We start from the raw sequence: 14,783 nt of genomic DNA, 5'->3' as shown, positions 1-14,783 counted from the left end.
GGAATGAACATTCTATTCATGGGACCTCCAGGGGCTGGCAAAGGAACGCAAGCTGAGCGCATTGTCGATCAGTTCGCTGTGCCGCATATCTCGACCGGTGATGCGTTCCGCCTAGCTATGAAGCAAGGCACTCCAATGGGCCAAAAAGCAAAAGAGTTTGTCGATCAAGGCTTGCTCGTTCCGGATGAGATTACGAACGGAATCGTTCGGGACCGCCTGCTTCAGGATGACTGCTCCAAAGGCTTTTTGCTTGATGGATTCCCGCGTACGCTGCAACAAGCCGAAGCGCTTGATAGCATGCTCGCGGACATGGGCCGCTCGATCGATCACGTCGTTAATTTGAAAGTTGATCGCGGATTGCTGCTTGCTCGTTTGACGGGTCGCCGCATCTGTAAATCGTGTGGATCCACTTATCACGTCATGTTCAACCCGCCGAAACAGGAAGGCGTTTGTGACAAGTGTGAAGGAGAGCTGTACCAACGTTCAGACGATACCGAAGAAAAAGTCGGCACCCGTCTTGACGAGTACATCTCGAAAACTGCTCCGTTGCTCGCTTACTACGAAGGCAAATCGCAACTTCGTGAAGTTGATGGGGAACAGGACATTGATGTTGTAACTGCTGAGATCGTATCCGTTCTGCGGGGTTCACGCTAATGATCATTTGCAAGTCGGAAGCGGAGCTTCGTCTGATGAGGGAAGCAGGGCGTATTGTCGCGGACACACATCGATTGCTTAAGCAATCGATACGGCCAGGCATTACGACTCGTGAGCTGGATCAGATCGCCGAAACGTATATTCGGAGTCAGGGCGCCATTCCATCTTTTAAAGGTTACAATCAATTTCCTGCCAGCATATGCGCTTCTGTAAACGATCAGTTAGTGCATGGCATTCCGGGTAATCAACAGTTGGCAGAAGGAGATATCATTAGCATCGACATCGGAGCGCAATATCAGGGGTATCATGGAGACTCTGCCTGGACGTATGGCGTTGGAACCATTTCCGCTGATGCGCAGCGACTGCTCGATGTGGCTGAACAATCTCTGTATGCTGCGCTAGAGCTGATTAAGCCGGATGTTCGACTCTTCACGATATCGCATGCTGTACAAAAGGTTGTCGAGGATGCGGGATTATCGATTGTTCGTGAGTATGTCGGTCATGGTATCGGCTCCAAACTTCATGAAGAACCGCAAATTCCGAACTACGGCATTCCGGATCGAGGCCCACGGCTTAAGCCGGGCATGGTCCTCTGTATCGAACCGATGGTTAACCTTGGGGAACGGTACGTTCGGACGCTGGAAGACAACTGGACAGTCGTCACGGTTGACGGCTCGTGGTGCGCTCATTTCGAGCATACGGTCGCAGTAACTGAGAACGGTTATGAAATATTAACCCAATCGGGCGCTACGGCATGATGCACGTCGATGATGCACCGCAGATCGGTCAGATCGCTTTCGTACTTCGTGGTAAGGATGAGGGCGGTTATGCGGTTATTATCGGTATCGTAGATAATCGTTTCGTACTCATCGCTGACGGCGATAAGAAACGGTTTGATCGGCCGAAGAAGAAGAACATCGCGCACCTTGTGCTACAGCCGGTCGTCAGTACCGAAGTTGCAGACAGCATGAGTGAGACCGGCCGGGTGACGAATGCCAAGCTGCGCTACGCGATTCAGAAGTTCGTGCAAGCGAAAGGAGAATGACGGTGGCTAAGGAAGACGTCATTGAGGTCGAAGGTACGGTAGTAGAACCGCTACCTAACGCAATGTTCAAGGTGGAGCTAGAGAACGGACATCAAATTTTGGCTCACGTATCCGGCAAACTGCGCATGCACTTTATCAGAATCCTAACCGGAGATAAAGTTGTTATCCAGTTATCGCCTTATGACTTATCACGTGGACGCATTACCTATCGGAAGTAAGCCTTTCGGGCTTGCGCCGAAGGATTCGGGAGGTAGTCACAATGAAGGTTAGACCTTCGGTAAAGCCAATTTGCGAGAAGTGCAAAGTTATTCGACGCAAAGGCAACGTTATGGTGATTTGTGAAAATCCTAAACACAAACAAAAACAAGGCTAGATAAAGGAGGGAAACAAGGCATATGGCACGTATTGCTGGTGTTGACTTGCCACGCGACAAACGCGTCGAGATCGCTCTCCAATACATCTTCGGCATCGGTCAAACGACTGCTAAGAAGATTCTGGCGACGACTGGCGTAGACGCGCAAACGCGCGTTCGCGACCTGACGGAAGACGAAGTTAGCAAACTTCGTGAAACGATCGACAAATCGGTTAAAGTGGAAGGCGACCTTCGCCGTGAAATTTCGCTTAACATTAAACGTCTGATCGAGATCGGCTGCTATCGTGGTGTTCGCCATCGTCGTGGACTGCCAGTTCGCGGTCAACGTACGAAAACGAACGCACGTACGCGTAAAGGTCCTCGTCGTACTGTAGCGAACAAGAAGAAGTAAGAAGGGAGGATAACAGACAATGGCTAAACCTAAAAAAGTCGTCCGTACGAAACGCCGTGACCGTAAAAATATCGATACCGGCGTAGCGCACATTCGTTCGACGTTCAACAACACGATCGTAACGATCACGGATCCACACGGCAATGCAATCTCCTGGGCAAGCTCCGGTAACCTTGGCTTCAAGGGCTCCCGTAAAAGCACGCCTTTCGCAGCTCAAATGGCAGCGGAAACGGCTGCTAAAGCAGCTATGGAGCATGGCATGAAAGTGGTTGAAGTTATGGTTAAAGGACCTGGTGCTGGTCGCGAAGCGGCAATCCGCTCCCTCCAAGCTGCTGGTCTTGAAGTTAACCTGATTAAAGACGTTACGCCGGTTCCACACAACGGCTGCCGTCCACCGAAACGTCGCCGCGTATAATTCAGTCTTGCTGTGGTATCAAATTACAGCAACTTGTGAATAATGGTTGTGAAGGTTTGGCATACTACATGATTCGACTGAAAACGTACGGTGAACGGAGCGACGTTTTGAAGGAGGGTATTACTAGTGATTGAGATCGAAAAGCCGAAAATCGAAACCGTAGAGCTTACTGATAACGGCACATACGGACGTTTTGTAATCGAGCCACTTGAGCGCGGATACGGTACGACTTTGGGGAATTCGCTTCGCCGGATTCTGCTTTCGTCTTTGCCAGGCGCAGCTGTGACTTCGGTTCAAATCGACGGCGTGCTGCATGAGTTCTCGACGGTTCCCGGAGTGATCGAGGACGTTACCGAGATCATATTGAACCTGAAAGGCCTGTCGCTCAAAATCCACTCCGATGAAGAAAAGGTTTTGGAAATTGACGCAGAAGGCGAAGGGAACGTAACGGCGGGCGACATCCGCGCGGACAGCGATGTCGAGATTTTAAACCCTGATCTTCATATCGCGACCTTAGCCTCCGGTGCGCGGCTCCATATGCGGGTATTCGCCAATCGTGGACGCGGGTATGTACCTGCGGATCGCAACAAGAAAGAAGATCAACCGATCGGCGTAATTCCCGTAGATTCGATTTACACGCCCATTACCCGTGTCAATTACAGCGTAGAAAATACTCGTGTCGGCCAAGTTACCAACTATGACAAGCTCACCTTAGAAGTTTGGACTGATGGAAGTATTCGACCGGAAGAGGCTGTAAGCCTCGGCGCTAAAATTTTGACCGAGCATTTGGACCTGTTCGTCGGATTGACCGATGAAGCCAAAGACGCGGAAATTATGGTCGAGAAAGAAGAAGATAAGAAAGAAAAAGTACTCGAGATGACGATCGAGGAACTGGATCTTTCCGTTCGTTCTTACAACTGCTTGAAACGTGCAGGCATTAACACGGTTCAAGAGCTGATTACGAAAACCGAAGAAGATATGATGAAGGTGCGCAACCTTGGTCGCAAGTCTTTGGAGGAAGTACAAGAGAAGCTCGAGGAACTCGGTTTAGGCCTCCGTATGGAAGAATAGAGAACAATCATGAGAACACAAGAAGTGGGATAGCTTAAGCGATTGCTTACGTTTCATTGTCGAATCCTCCAGGATTCCGGCAGGAGCGTAAGCGCTAATCGGTTAGGTGATCTTGCAGAAGGAGGAGAAATCGATGGCTTACCAAAAGTTGGGCCGTGACGCTAGCGCGCGTAAAGCTCTTTTCCGCGACCTCGTCACTGACCTGTTCCTTAACGAGCGCATCCAAACGACAGAAGCAAAAGCGAAAGAAGTTCGTTCTATCGCTGAAAAGTTGATCACGAAAGCTAAAAAAGGTGATCTTCATGCTCGTCGTCAAGTTGCTGCTTTCGTTCGCCGTGAAACGATTGATGGCGAGCAAGATGCAATCCAAAAGTTGTTCTCCGAACTGGCCACCCGTTACTCGGAACGTGCGGGCGGATACACGCGGATTCTTAAACTAGGACCGCGCCGCGGTGATTCAGCGCCTATGGTGTATTTGGAACTGGTGGATCGCGCGTAATCGACCGGATGGATCGGATGAGAAAGGGTGGACCTTTGCGGCCACCTTTTTTTCTTGCGCGATATCGTAACGCGTGGATGCGTTGCGACGGGCCAAATAAACCCACTATTAACAGCTGAACTTTCGATTTATGATTTATTCCACATGGGGATAGAACGATGCTAATTGGTTTATCCACCTGTTGATAAGTTAAATTGATTAGGCTCACGCCGACTGTTTGGGGATACTGTGGGTTTGTGTGTGGATAGAACGTTTGTGCAATGATGTAGTAGGTCTGGGGTTTCCTTGAAGGCCTTCGCTAGAGGGGAGGGGTTGCGATGAGCCGTAATATTGTGATGACCGTCAGTTATGACGGAACAACGTATAGTGGCTTTCAATCACAGCCTAGCGGTAATACGATACAGGATATTGTCGAAGCAGCGATTCATTCTTTAACGGGCGAACAGCTTCGAATCATCGGTTCAGGGCGCACAGATGCGGGTGTGCATGCACGTGGCCAAGTATTTAATTTTCATACGGAGTCACGCATACCGCCAGAGCGATGGGCTTTAGCGATGAACACAAGGCTGCCCAATGATATCGTTATACTGGAGGCTTGGGAAGCACCTGAGGCGTTCCACTCGCGCCATTCAGCGAAGCGGAAGACATATCGGTATACGATTGACCGGCGCAAGTTCCCGGACGTGTTTAGCCGTCTGTATGCCTTCCATCATCCGACGCCGTTGCAGGTGGATGCGATGAGGGAAGCGTTGTGTCATCTGATCGGCGAGCATGACTTTACATCATTTACATCCATACAGTCCACACAGCCTCACCACGTACGGACAATTTTTGAAGCCTGGCTTGAAGAGGATGGCCCATTACTGTATTTATTCGTGACAGGCAGTGGCTTCCTATATAATATGGTTAGGATTATTGCCGGTACGATGATGTGGGTTGGTGAAGGCAAACTCTCTCCTGCGGATATTCCAGGCATGTTGGCAGCTGTTGACCGCACTTGTGCCGGCCCGACAGCTATGGCGCATGGGCTCATGTTGTGGAATGTAGAGTATCCAACTGAGTAGGGTTCAATTAGCAGGGATAAAGGGCTACAGCATAAACGATTAAGGGCATTATTTGTTCATGTACGCTATAGTGACATTTGATCATGTTAAATATGCAAATAATCGAGAAATGCCAGAGAAACCCTCTTGCTAAAGACCGCTACTTATAGTAGTATATAACTTGTGCATTTTTAATGGCTATCCCACAGCCCCGATTAAAAATGTACAGCATTGACGCAATAAACTTGGCAGCATTAACGAATGAATGAAATCTTGAAACGCGCGAACGTTTCATTATAAATGGATTGGTTACATTTTAAGGAGGAACACCCATGCGTACTACCTTTATGGCAAAGCCGAATGAAGTTGATCGCAAGTGGTTTGTGATCGACGCTGAAGGCAAAACGCTGGGCCGTCTGGCCAGCGAAGCGGCTTCCTTGATCCGCGGCAAACACAAACCTGAATTTACACCTCACGTTGATACGGGCGACTTCGTCGTTATCATCAATGCTGAGAAAATTGTCCTCACGGGCAAAAAGCTTCAAAACAAAAAGTACTACCGTCACTCGATGTATCCAGGTGGCCTGAAAGTGACTACTGCGAATGACATGCTCCAAAAACACCCAGAGCGCGTTCTTGAGGCAGCTGTTCACGGCATGCTTCCAAAAAACCGTCTTGGCGACAAAATGAAGCTCAAACTTAAAGTCTATGCTGGTTCGGAACATCCGCACCAAGCACAAAACCCTGAAGTGTACGAGCTTCGCGGTTAATTAAAGGGAGGACAGTTTCATGGCACAAGTCCAATACTATGGAACCGGTCGTCGTAAACACTCCGTAGCACGCGTTCGTCTCGTGCCGGGTGAAGGACGAATCATTGTTAATAAACGCGATCTGGATGAATATTTCGGTCTGGAAACGCTGAAACTCATCGTGAAGCAACCGCTCACGCTGACTGACACAACGAACAAATACGACATCATCGTTATCGCTAACGGCGGTGGCATCTCCGGTCAAGCAGGCGCAATTCGCCACGGTATCTCCCGTGCATTGCTCAAAGCTGATCCTGAGTTCCGTCCATCGTTGAAACGTGCAGGATTCCTGACGCGTGACCCACGTATGAAAGAACGTAAAAAATACGGTCTTAAAGCAGCACGTCGCGCTCCACAGTTCTCCAAACGTTAATCGATTTTCCATACCTCTTCTGTTGCACTCTGTGCACGGAAGAGGTATTTTTGTTATAAACAATGGGCTTGGAACTGCTAGCGACGTATAAATTAATCCATTGTACAAACGGATTGAAAGACGTATAATCAAATTAATGTAGATTATATTACTTGGAATTATTCCTGTATGGAGGTTTTGACGATGAACTTGTTAGAAAAAGAAGCGCTCGCGGCTCAGAAGGCTATCGAACTCGAAGATGCGACGCCAGAAGCCATCATCCAATATGCCATTGAGACGTTCCCGAACATTACGTTTGCATGCAGCTTCGGTGCAGAGGACGTTGTGCTCGTCGATATGATTCAAAAAGTTAATCCGAATATCGATACTTTCTATTTGGATACGGACTTCCACTTCGCTGAAACGCTGGCAACGCGTGATGCATTGGCTGAGCGTTATCCGAATATTCGTTATGTGCAAGTAAAGCCAGAAATTACGCCAGAAGAACAAGCTGCGCAACACGGCGATGAGCTGTGGAAGAGCGATCCGAACCAATGCTGCAACATCCGCAAGGTTCAACCGCTGACTAAAATTTTGAGCCAATACGAGTGCTGGATTACGGGTATTCGCCGTGACCAAGCACCTACGCGTGCAAACTCGAAAAAAGTCGAGTATGATTACAAGTTTGGCCTCATGAAGTTCAATCCGCTTGCTAGCTGGACGAACGAGGACGTATGGAACTATATTCGCGAGAATAACGTGCCTTATAACCCGCTGCATGACAATAACTATCCGTCGATCGGATGCACACATTGCACACGCCAAGTTATGCCAGGTGAAGATCCACGCGCTGGACGCTGGTCGGGCAACGACAAAACGGAGTGCGGATTGCATAAATAAGCTAGCGTTATCGAATAGAGGAGGAACGAAGCACGATGAGTAACATTTTGCCGCATGGTGGCGTACTGGTTAACCGGATTGCCGCAGGTGCTGAACGTGAAGCATTGCTGGAAGAAGTAAAATCTTTGCCACAACTCGTTATCAACAACTGGACAATTTCTGACCTTGACCTTATTGGTGTAGGCGCGTTCTCGCCACTTACGGGCTTCATGAACGAAGCTGACTATCGCTCTGTAGTTGAGCGTATGCGCTTGGCTGATGGCACGGTATGGAGCATTCCAATTACACTGGCAGTAGAGCCGGAAAAAGCTGCAGCGCTGGCTTCAGGCCAACGTGTAGCGCTTGTAGGCGAAGATGGCGTTGTGTATGCAGTACTGTCTGTTGAAAGCATCTATAACGTTGACCAGAAGGTTGAAGCGGTTAACGTATTTAAGACGGATGATATTGAGCATCCAGGTGTTGCGAAGCTGTTCGAACGTTCTTCGACCTATGTGGGCGGACCAATTACGGTATTGAACCGTCCAGTTCCAGAGAAATTTAATGAGTTCTACTTCGATCCAGCTGAAACCCGCCGCATCTTCGCTGAGAAGGGCTGGCGTACGGTTGTTGGATTCCAAACGCGCAATCCTGTGCATCGTGCACATGAATATATCCAAAAGAGTGCAATGGAAATCGTCGATGCCCTCTTCCTCAACCCGCTTGTTGGCGAGACGAAGTCGGATGACGTTCCTGCTAACGTTCGCATGAAGAGCTACATCGCACTTCTTGAGAACTACTATCCACAGGATCGTACGTTCCTCGGCGTATTCCCGGCTGCTATGCGTTATGCTGGCCCGCGTGAGGCAATCTTCCATGCGATGGTTCGCAAAAACTATGGCTGCACACACTTCATCGTTGGCCGTGACCATGCTGGTGTAGGCGACTACTACGGCACCTATGAAGCGCAGGACCTGCTTCGCTCGTTCTCGGCTGAAGAGCTCGGCATTCAACCGCTCTACTTCGAGCATAGCTTCTTCTGCACGAAGTGCGGCAACATGGCTTCCAGCAAAACTTGCCCTCACGGCAAAGAAGACCATTTGACGCTCTCCGGCACGAAAGTGCGCGCGCTTCTGCGCGACGGTATCTGCCCTCCGCCAGAATTCTCGCGTCCAGAAGTTGCGAAAATTTTGATCGAAGGCATGGCAGTAGAGCCGGTTAACGGCTAATTACTACTTCATTTTTGTATTAAAATCATTTCGAATACGTCGTAATGACATATTCAACCGCCTCGTCCCATAAGGATGGTAAAGTACAGGCTTTCTCGTAAAGCCCGCTTACCAATCGTGTGGGACGGGGTGGTTTTTTTATGCGGCGTTACCGCAACCGAATTGTAGTCTGGCTAAATTATAAGGGGACCATGCGTATTGCAATTGGCTTGTTGATCGTTTTGGCAGCTGTGGTGCTCATTGTACAGGATTTCCCGGTGTCGCGGACTTCTACCACTTGGTCATTGCCGTTGTCCGGGAAAACAATCGCCATTGACGCAGGGCATGGCGGAATCGACGGGGGAGCCGTCAGCAAGCAAGGAGCTATCGAGAAAGATCTCAATTTAGCGATAGCCCTTTACTTACGTGATTATTTACAGCAAGCTGGGGCACTTGTCGTCATGACGAGGGAAGGGGATTATGATCTAGCTTCTCCCGATACGAAAGTAACGGCTAGAAGGAAAACAGAGGATCTGGTGAAGCGTGTTGCCTTTATTCGAGAGAACAAAGCCGATCTCGTCATTAGCGTTCATATGAACAGCATTCCATCTCCAAAGTGGTCAGGCGCCCAAACCTTCTTTTATCCGAACAATATGAACAACAGCGTTATTGCTGCGCTCATACAAGATGAAATTCGCCGTAATCTTACGAATACGAATCGAATAGCATCCGTCATTAAGAATGAGGTTTACCTGATGAAGCAACTCAAAGAGATACCGATGGCACTAGTAGAGGTTGGGTTCTTATCTAATCCTGAGGAAGCTTCCCGATTAGCGGATGGAAATTACCAGCGTTCGGTCGCAGCAGCTATTTATCAAGGCATTCTGCGGTTTAGTGCAGGGGAAAAGCCAGGAGCGCCAATTGCACCAAAGTAATCCGGCCGGATCGGCGAATCGAAGACGATGCTTAACTGTGCTATAATAGCCTTTAAAGCATGAACGGATCTATTCGATCTAATAAATCGTATCTAGCCGAAGGTGGAATGAGAAACGATGGTAACTCGTGAACAAGTGATTGACCTGATTCGCATAACAGCGGATGAGGCAGGTTTTGAAGGCGCAGCAGCACAATTTCGGGACGTTGTAGTAAAAGAAGGGCAAGTATCGATGACCGTACTCGCGGAGGCGGGAGAACGGTCATCTGAGCTGGAACAAGCGCTTCGCGAGGCACTTATCCGTGCAGGCGCATCGAGCGTACACTGCCGTTTCCGTCCACTGAATGAAGTGGCTCCTAGCCCGGCAGATAAGCAGGAGACACCGGTTAAAGGCCATGGCGGCCTCTTGGATCCGACACCTCTCTTATCGCCTGAGAGCGGCACGAAATTCGTTGCTATCGCAAGTGGCAAGGGCGGCGTTGGCAAATCGACAGTTACCGTTAACCTAGCGGTTGCATTAGCTCGCGCAGGCAAGCGTGTAGGGCTGATCGACGCTGATATCTATGGATTTAGCGTTCCAGATATGATGGGGATCGAAGAACGCCCTCAGGTTGAAGGGGAGCGTATCATTCCAATCGAGCGTTTTGGCGTGAAAGTGATGTCGATGGGCTTTTTTGTAGAGGACAATAGCCCAGTCGTATGGCGCGGGCCAATGCTTGGCAAAATGCTTCGCAATTTCTTCGCTGAGATCGAATGGGGACAACTCGACTATATGTTGCTTGATCTTCCTCCAGGCACGGGAGACATTGCATTGGATGTTCATCAAATCATCCCGCAAAGCCAAGAAATTATCGTGACCACGCCGCATGCGACCGCAGCCTTCGTAGCAGCCCGTGCAGGTGCAATGGCGATCAAAACCGAGCATGCGATCGTAGGGGTTGTCGAGAATATGTCTTATTACGTCAGCACCCAAACGGGCGAGAAAGAATACGTGTTCGGGCGTGGGGGCGGTGCACGATTAGCTGAACAGCTAAACGCGGAGCTCATGGCCCAGATTCCATTGGGACAACCAGACAATCACCCATCTGAGCCAGATTTTTCGCCGTCGGTGTACAAAGCTGACAGCGAGATCGGCCAACTATATGCTTCCCTTGCACAACGTGTGATGGAAAAAATCTAACAAAAATGACCCATGGGCATGATACTTTCGTATCGTGTACATAGGTCATTTTTAATTTCTCATCAACTAAGGCTAAACCGAGGAATCCCCGCTGTCGCCTTCCCCGCCGGATTCGGAATCTTTGGAGGAATCCCCGCCACTTTCGCTTTCTTCACTGCCTTCGTCTTTCTTCTTATCGACCGGTTCATCAGGCTTAGGCTTAAGCTCTTCTTGAACCGCCTTTTTAAGCAACTCAAGCAATTCTAGACGGAACAATGGGTTCTGCATGGAATCCTGCATGAGCGACATCACTTGTTTCCGGTATTGCGAGCTCTGAAGCACTTCAAGGATCATTTTATCCATTTCAGGCGTTTTCAGCACTTGAATAAGATCCTTTTGGTAGGTAGGGTCCTTCAGCAAGTCCTTATGAATTTGCTTATTTTGTGCATTAACGGTCTTGGCGAATTCTCCCGCAAAACGAGGGTCAGTCATGAGTTTATTAATGACTTTATCATATTCCGGGGATACCAGAACCTCTTTGACCGCCATTCGAACCTGCTCTTGGTCTTGAACAGAAAGCAGCTTCGAGCTAAATCCGCTATTGCCGGACTGTGCGCTTGCCGATTCCTGTAATGCTTTTTGCGCATCTTCTGTCTTAAGAATATCGATAACCATTGATTTCATGTCTTTGTAACTAATGGGCTCGCTCTGAGAGGAGGGCTCTGCGCCACAAGCCGTCAGCAGCAGCGAGACGCTCGTTACCATTATCCACAATCGCCATCGGATAACCATGATCCGCCGTCTCCTTCCTTAGTACAAGCTATATACAGCCATAATAGCCGATAAGTAAGCTTACACTGTTTCATGCAATTAGTATGCGCAAAGTTCACGCGATTATCATGGGATAGGATTAGCTTTTTGTTGCGGACATGGTAAAATGAAGGGTAGGTTATCGAGGGGAACTTCGAGATGATGCGGAGGTAGGGAGTAGCATGAACTTAAAGAAATTGTTTTTCCTATTTTGGAGCTGTATGGCCTTAGGCGCTGTCGTTTGTACGCTGCTGGGGCTAGTGCTTCAATTGACGGATCAATCGTTTGGTTTTTTGAAAGCGGATGAAATCGGATATAATGTTTTTAACATGGCGGTCAGTGGATTTATGATAGGCGTATTTAGCCAATTAGGATTTTTCGCTTATTTGACAGCGAGTTATATCGCCCTTAGCATATTCCGCCGCAAGTTTTTATGGACGACTTTGCAAGGGTATTCATCGGCTTTCGCGGTATTCGCGCTCGGTTATATGCTGTATGGAGAACGTGAGAAGCTAAGCGATTGGCTGTACTGGGTGTTGCCGCTTGCGCTTCTGATTGGATCACTTATCGTTGCGTACATTAAGGTGAAGCAAACGAATAAAAGCGCTTTTGTATCGACAATATTTTTAATGTTCGTCGTTACGGTACTAGAAGCTTGGCCAAGCATTAATGGGGAAGATACGAATGCCGTTTCTGTCCTCTTTATGATCACACCATTATTCATTTGCAATGCTTATCAAATATTGCTTCTGCATCGACTCGTTGGGACAACCAAGCAAGAAGCCGACTCCGCGACAATCACGAAATCGGCTAATTCAGCTTCTTAGTTCTAACTAAAGGCCAAATGCAGCAGCTTCCATCCGGGCAGAGGGATCTGACAAGGTATCGGTATTAACCGTTTTTCCTTGGATTTCCGTCTGCCCGATCATTTGGGACACTGTTACGAACTCATAGCCTTTCGCTTTTAATTGATCGATAATCGCAGGCAATGCTTCATGTGTCTGCTTGCTGGAATCACTGGCATGCATAAGAACGATATCCCCAGGATGGGCACGCGACACGACACGGTCGATAATATTGCTCGTTCCGATGTTCAGCCAATCCCGCGAATCCGTATCCCATTGGATTACTTTGTAGTTCAATTCTTCGGCAATTCGAAGGACCCGCTTGTCAAAATCCCCATTAGGCAGCCGTATCAAACTTGGAGATTTGCCTGTTAATCCCGAAATGATGTTATCAGCCATTCGGATTTGCGTACGAATTTCCTCATCGCTGAGCGTACTGTAATCATCATGTTTATGGCCATGGCTTCCGATTTCATAGCCGGCATCTACGATTTTTTTGACGATCTCAGGATGGGACTGGCTCCACATCGAGGAGATGAAGAAGGTTACATTTTTGATGTTCTTTTCTTTCAAAATGTCTAAAATCGGTTCCGCCCGCTTGTCTCCCCAACTGATGTCGAATGTAAGGGCGATTACCTTTTTCTCTGTAGGAATACTGTAGATAGCTGCAGGCTGTTGTGGAGCAAACACGGTAATGTTATCGCGTTCCGCATAAATAATCCCCCCAGAGAAAACAACTGCAATCGCAAGGAACAGCATCCGTTTTAGTTTTCTTCCGTTAAATACATAAAACATGTTCATATAGAAAGGCGCTCCTCTCGTTTAGGCTTGTTCTAGTACAATCTATGCTCGTACACGGTGGATATGCCCACTACCTCCATAACGATACAGAAAGGATGTTATTGCATGCTTCGTCGCCTTGCATTTGCCCAGCACCTTCGGGCAATGAACTCCTATTTTATTTTAAGTGCCGTTTTATTTTTGGCTGGCATTGTAGCGGGTACAACTAGCCCGGGATTAAATGATTTTATGAATAGCCAACTTGAGTCCATCCGGCAAGTTGCTGAAAAGGTTAATACATCGAGCAATCCGACACTATTTGCTTTGGTTGTTATTTTTTTTAACAATGCAATTAAATTCGCCGCGGTTATATACTTAGGTTTTTTCTTCGGCATCTTTCCTTTGTTCTTTCTGATTGTTAATGGCATGATCATCGGCTATTTGTGTTACAACGTAAGTGAGCAAGCGGGAAGCGGCGCCTTGTTTGATCTTATTTTCAAAGGATTATTGCCACATGGAATTATAGAAATTCCCGTGTTGATCATAACAGCAGCGTATGGATTAAAATCGGGTTCGTTTACGTTTCGATGGATTGGATCTGCATTCAAGCGTTCTGGCGGGTTAGCAAAAGAAACGCAAAAGTACCTGTTATGTACGGTTCCTGTCCTAATAGGGATTGTGTTGCTGGTCATCGAGAGCACGGTAACAGTTTGGCTGTTAGGAAAGTAATAAAATTTCCATTATTTGAGCATAACAATAAAGCGGCGTCCAACGCATTAGCGCGGGACGCCGCTTTTGTTGAAGGTATCGATTAGATGATCACTTTAAGGAGGCCGGCAACGGTTATGCTCGGGATCTTGTTCAACGAAAAAGAATGCAAAGAATTTGATTACGTCCTCCGAAAAGAATTGGATGAAATGATGCTTGATCTCCATGACTCGAGATTGGATGAAGACATTAAGCAGGCAATAGCGAAACGGTACAAGGTTATTTTTCGCATGTTTGCTCGGATCGCATCGCCAAAAGAACTATCTCGATATGTGCTGAATATACGGAACTATCGCTGAAAATCGTGTATGCGGGCTGCTTCTAATGGATGTTTGCGGCCCGTTTGTCCCGACGGATCCAAAAATATTTCAAAAAACGCTTGCACAGCATTAACGGTCTATGGTATATTCTAATTCCGGTCGAGAGAACGACGCCGGCAAGCAAGATATAATTGATCAATACAGTATACATACTGAAATAATGATCAAAAATAAATGCTTGACCAACTGAACATCATGTGATAAGATGTAAAACGTTGTCGAAATTGTTCTTTGAAAACTGAACAACGAGCGAAACTGTCAGAATAAATGTTTCAAAATGAGCTACAAATGCTCTAAAGTTGAAGATTTTCAACTCGCGTTGAAAACTTCTTTTATGGAGAGTTTGATCCTGGCTCAGGACGAACGCTGGCGGCGTGCCTAATACATGCAAGTCGAGCGGAGTTGATGAGGTGCTTGCACCTCTGATGCTT

21 protein-coding genes and 1 rRNA gene are annotated in these 14,783 nt (G+C 47.8%); 20 read left to right on the top strand and 2 right to left on the bottom strand.

The annotated features are described in order from the left end of the window. Positions 1 to 3 precede the first annotated feature (3 nt). From GON22_RS09170 to GON22_RS09095, 16 genes are all read left to right on the top strand, one after another. Positions 4 to 654 carry an adenylate kinase gene (locus tag GON22_RS09170; protein WP_160395812.1) on the top strand — a complete coding sequence of 217 codons (651 nt, stop codon included), beginning with the start codon at positions 4 to 6 and terminating at the stop codon, positions 652 to 654. Further along, positions 654 to 1,412, top strand: coding sequence for a type I methionyl aminopeptidase (gene map / locus GON22_RS09165; protein ID WP_160395811.1), 759 nt, complete (start codon positions 654 to 656; stop codon positions 1,410 to 1,412). The genes GON22_RS09170 and map overlap by 1 nt, the downstream gene beginning before the upstream one ends. Then, complete coding sequence (locus GON22_RS09160; RefSeq protein ID WP_160395810.1) at positions 1,409 to 1,699, top strand: KOW domain-containing RNA-binding protein; 291 nt, start codon at positions 1,409 to 1,411, stop codon at positions 1,697 to 1,699. The genes map and GON22_RS09160 overlap by 4 nt, the downstream gene beginning before the upstream one ends. 2 nt (positions 1,700 to 1,701) lie before the next feature. Then, positions 1,702 to 1,917 carry a translation initiation factor IF-1 gene (infA, locus tag GON22_RS09155; RefSeq protein WP_006037922.1) on the top strand — a complete coding sequence of 72 codons (216 nt, stop codon included), beginning with the start codon at positions 1,702 to 1,704 and terminating at the stop codon, positions 1,915 to 1,917. 41 nt (positions 1,918 to 1,958) lie between these two features. Further along, complete coding sequence (rpmJ, locus tag GON22_RS09150; protein ID WP_003333770.1) at positions 1,959 to 2,072, top strand: 50S ribosomal protein L36; 114 nt, start codon at positions 1,959 to 1,961, stop codon at positions 2,070 to 2,072. A 22-nt stretch (positions 2,073 to 2,094) separates the two neighbouring features. Continuing rightward, positions 2,095 to 2,463 carry a 30S ribosomal protein S13 gene (rpsM, locus tag GON22_RS09145; protein ID WP_006037921.1) on the top strand — a complete coding sequence of 123 codons (369 nt, stop codon included), beginning with the start codon at positions 2,095 to 2,097 and terminating at the stop codon, positions 2,461 to 2,463. Between the two features lie 19 nt (positions 2,464 to 2,482). Continuing rightward, entirely contained in the window at positions 2,483 to 2,878 is a 396-nt protein-coding gene (gene rpsK, locus GON22_RS09140; protein ID WP_006037920.1) for a 30S ribosomal protein S11, read from the top strand. 126 nt (positions 2,879 to 3,004) lie between these two features. Continuing rightward, the gene (locus GON22_RS09135; RefSeq protein WP_006037919.1) at positions 3,005 to 3,949 is read left to right on the top strand and encodes a DNA-directed RNA polymerase subunit alpha; all 945 of its coding nucleotides are present in this window, start codon (positions 3,005 to 3,007) and stop codon (positions 3,947 to 3,949) included. 133 nt (positions 3,950 to 4,082) lie between these two features. Then, positions 4,083 to 4,448: a 50S ribosomal protein L17 gene (gene rplQ / locus GON22_RS09130; RefSeq protein ID WP_006037918.1), complete on the top strand. Its 366-nt coding sequence runs from the start codon at positions 4,083 to 4,085 to the stop codon at positions 4,446 to 4,448. Between the two features lie 317 nt (positions 4,449 to 4,765). Then, positions 4,766 to 5,512, top strand: a complete 747-nt coding sequence (truA, locus tag GON22_RS09125; RefSeq protein ID WP_160395809.1) for a tRNA pseudouridine(38-40) synthase TruA — start codon at positions 4,766 to 4,768, stop codon at positions 5,510 to 5,512. 311 nt (positions 5,513 to 5,823) lie between these two features. Continuing rightward, positions 5,824 to 6,261, top strand: coding sequence for a 50S ribosomal protein L13 (gene rplM / locus GON22_RS09120; protein WP_006037916.1), 438 nt, complete (start codon positions 5,824 to 5,826; stop codon positions 6,259 to 6,261). A 19-nt stretch (positions 6,262 to 6,280) separates the two neighbouring features. Beyond that, on the top strand, positions 6,281 to 6,673 hold the full coding sequence (gene rpsI, locus GON22_RS09115; RefSeq protein ID WP_006037915.1) for a 30S ribosomal protein S9: 393 nt from the start codon (positions 6,281 to 6,283) through the stop codon (positions 6,671 to 6,673). Positions 6,674 to 6,856: 183 nt separating this feature from the next. Beyond that, entirely contained in the window at positions 6,857 to 7,552 is a 696-nt protein-coding gene (locus GON22_RS09110) for a phosphoadenylyl-sulfate reductase (protein ID WP_160395808.1), read from the top strand. 35 nt (positions 7,553 to 7,587) lie between these two features. Next, entirely contained in the window at positions 7,588 to 8,757 is a 1,170-nt protein-coding gene (gene sat, locus GON22_RS09105; protein WP_160395807.1) for a sulfate adenylyltransferase, read from the top strand. A gap of 140 nt (positions 8,758 to 8,897) precedes the next feature. After that, positions 8,898 to 9,671: an N-acetylmuramoyl-L-alanine amidase CwlD gene (gene cwlD / locus GON22_RS09100; protein WP_160395806.1), complete on the top strand. Its 774-nt coding sequence runs from the start codon at positions 8,898 to 8,900 to the stop codon at positions 9,669 to 9,671. Between the two features lie 117 nt (positions 9,672 to 9,788). Beyond that, complete coding sequence (locus GON22_RS09095) at positions 9,789 to 10,850, top strand: Mrp/NBP35 family ATP-binding protein (protein WP_160395805.1); 1,062 nt, start codon at positions 9,789 to 9,791, stop codon at positions 10,848 to 10,850. A 72-nt stretch (positions 10,851 to 10,922) separates the two neighbouring features. Here the strand turns inward: GON22_RS09095 and gerD are convergent, their stop codons facing one another. After that, complete coding sequence (gerD, locus tag GON22_RS09090; protein ID WP_160395804.1) at positions 10,923 to 11,621, bottom strand: spore germination lipoprotein GerD; 699 nt, start codon at positions 11,619 to 11,621, stop codon at positions 10,923 to 10,925. A 200-nt stretch (positions 11,622 to 11,821) separates the two neighbouring features. Between gerD and GON22_RS09085 the strand changes: the two genes are divergently transcribed. Further along, on the top strand, positions 11,822 to 12,466 hold the full coding sequence (locus GON22_RS09085; protein ID WP_160395803.1) for a KinB-signaling pathway activation protein: 645 nt from the start codon (positions 11,822 to 11,824) through the stop codon (positions 12,464 to 12,466). A gap of 6 nt (positions 12,467 to 12,472) precedes the next feature. On the opposite strand, the gene pdaB is transcribed toward GON22_RS09085, so the two are convergent. Further along, positions 12,473 to 13,285: a polysaccharide deacetylase family sporulation protein PdaB gene (pdaB, locus tag GON22_RS09080; RefSeq protein ID WP_160395802.1), complete on the bottom strand. Its 813-nt coding sequence runs from the start codon at positions 13,283 to 13,285 to the stop codon at positions 12,473 to 12,475. Between the two features lie 144 nt (positions 13,286 to 13,429). Between pdaB and GON22_RS09075 the strand changes: the two genes are divergently transcribed. From GON22_RS09075 to GON22_RS09065, 3 genes are all read left to right on the top strand, one after another. Continuing rightward, a complete protein-coding gene (locus GON22_RS09075; RefSeq protein ID WP_237179088.1) occupies positions 13,430 to 13,993 on the top strand; it encodes a stage II sporulation protein M in 564 nt (187 codons plus the stop codon). 116 nt (positions 13,994 to 14,109) lie between these two features. Next, complete coding sequence (locus GON22_RS26000; protein ID WP_006037906.1) at positions 14,110 to 14,331, top strand: hypothetical protein; 222 nt, start codon at positions 14,110 to 14,112, stop codon at positions 14,329 to 14,331. A 352-nt stretch (positions 14,332 to 14,683) separates the two neighbouring features. Next, positions 14,684 to 14,783: ribosomal RNA gene (locus GON22_RS09065) — 16S ribosomal RNA — on the top strand; the annotation flags it as partial.

The sequence above is a fragment of the Paenibacillus sp. MMS18-CY102 genome, from assembly GCF_009789195.1.
GTDB lineage: Bacteria > Bacillota > Bacilli > Paenibacillales > Paenibacillaceae > Paenibacillus_T.
This window is presented reverse-complemented; position numbering and strand designations above follow the sequence as displayed.

Coding starts and splice junctions, on each gene's coding strand:
- GON22_RS09170 (WP_160395812.1), top strand. CDS start 4: ATGAACATTCTATTCATGGGACCTCCAGGGGCTGGCAAAGGAACGCAA.
- map (WP_160395811.1), top strand. CDS start 654: ATGATCATTTGCAAGTCGGAAGCGGAGCTTCGTCTGATGAGGGAAGCA.
- GON22_RS09160 (WP_160395810.1), top strand. CDS start 1,409: ATGATGCACGTCGATGATGCACCGCAGATCGGTCAGATCGCTTTCGTA.
- rpmJ (WP_003333770.1), top strand. CDS start 1,959: ATGAAGGTTAGACCTTCGGTAAAGCCAATTTGCGAGAAGTGCAAAGTT.
- rpsM (WP_006037921.1), top strand. CDS start 2,095: ATGGCACGTATTGCTGGTGTTGACTTGCCACGCGACAAACGCGTCGAG.
- rpsK (WP_006037920.1), top strand. CDS start 2,483: ATGGCTAAACCTAAAAAAGTCGTCCGTACGAAACGCCGTGACCGTAAA.
- rplQ (WP_006037918.1), top strand. CDS start 4,083: ATGGCTTACCAAAAGTTGGGCCGTGACGCTAGCGCGCGTAAAGCTCTT.
- truA (WP_160395809.1), top strand. CDS start 4,766: ATGAGCCGTAATATTGTGATGACCGTCAGTTATGACGGAACAACGTAT.
- rplM (WP_006037916.1), top strand. CDS start 5,824: ATGCGTACTACCTTTATGGCAAAGCCGAATGAAGTTGATCGCAAGTGG.
- rpsI (WP_006037915.1), top strand. CDS start 6,281: ATGGCACAAGTCCAATACTATGGAACCGGTCGTCGTAAACACTCCGTA.
- GON22_RS09110 (WP_160395808.1), top strand. CDS start 6,857: ATGAACTTGTTAGAAAAAGAAGCGCTCGCGGCTCAGAAGGCTATCGAA.
- sat (WP_160395807.1), top strand. CDS start 7,588: ATGAGTAACATTTTGCCGCATGGTGGCGTACTGGTTAACCGGATTGCC.
- cwlD (WP_160395806.1), top strand. CDS start 8,898: ATGCGGCGTTACCGCAACCGAATTGTAGTCTGGCTAAATTATAAGGGG.
- GON22_RS09095 (WP_160395805.1), top strand. CDS start 9,789: ATGGTAACTCGTGAACAAGTGATTGACCTGATTCGCATAACAGCGGAT.
- gerD (WP_160395804.1), bottom strand. CDS start 11,621: ATGGTTATCCGATGGCGATTGTGGATAATGGTAACGAGCGTCTCGCTG.
- GON22_RS09085 (WP_160395803.1), top strand. CDS start 11,822: ATGAACTTAAAGAAATTGTTTTTCCTATTTTGGAGCTGTATGGCCTTA.
- pdaB (WP_160395802.1), bottom strand. CDS start 13,285: ATGAACATGTTTTATGTATTTAACGGAAGAAAACTAAAACGGATGCTG.
- GON22_RS09075 (WP_237179088.1), top strand. CDS start 13,430: ATGAACTCCTATTTTATTTTAAGTGCCGTTTTATTTTTGGCTGGCATT.
- GON22_RS26000 (WP_006037906.1), top strand. CDS start 14,110: ATGCTCGGGATCTTGTTCAACGAAAAAGAATGCAAAGAATTTGATTAC.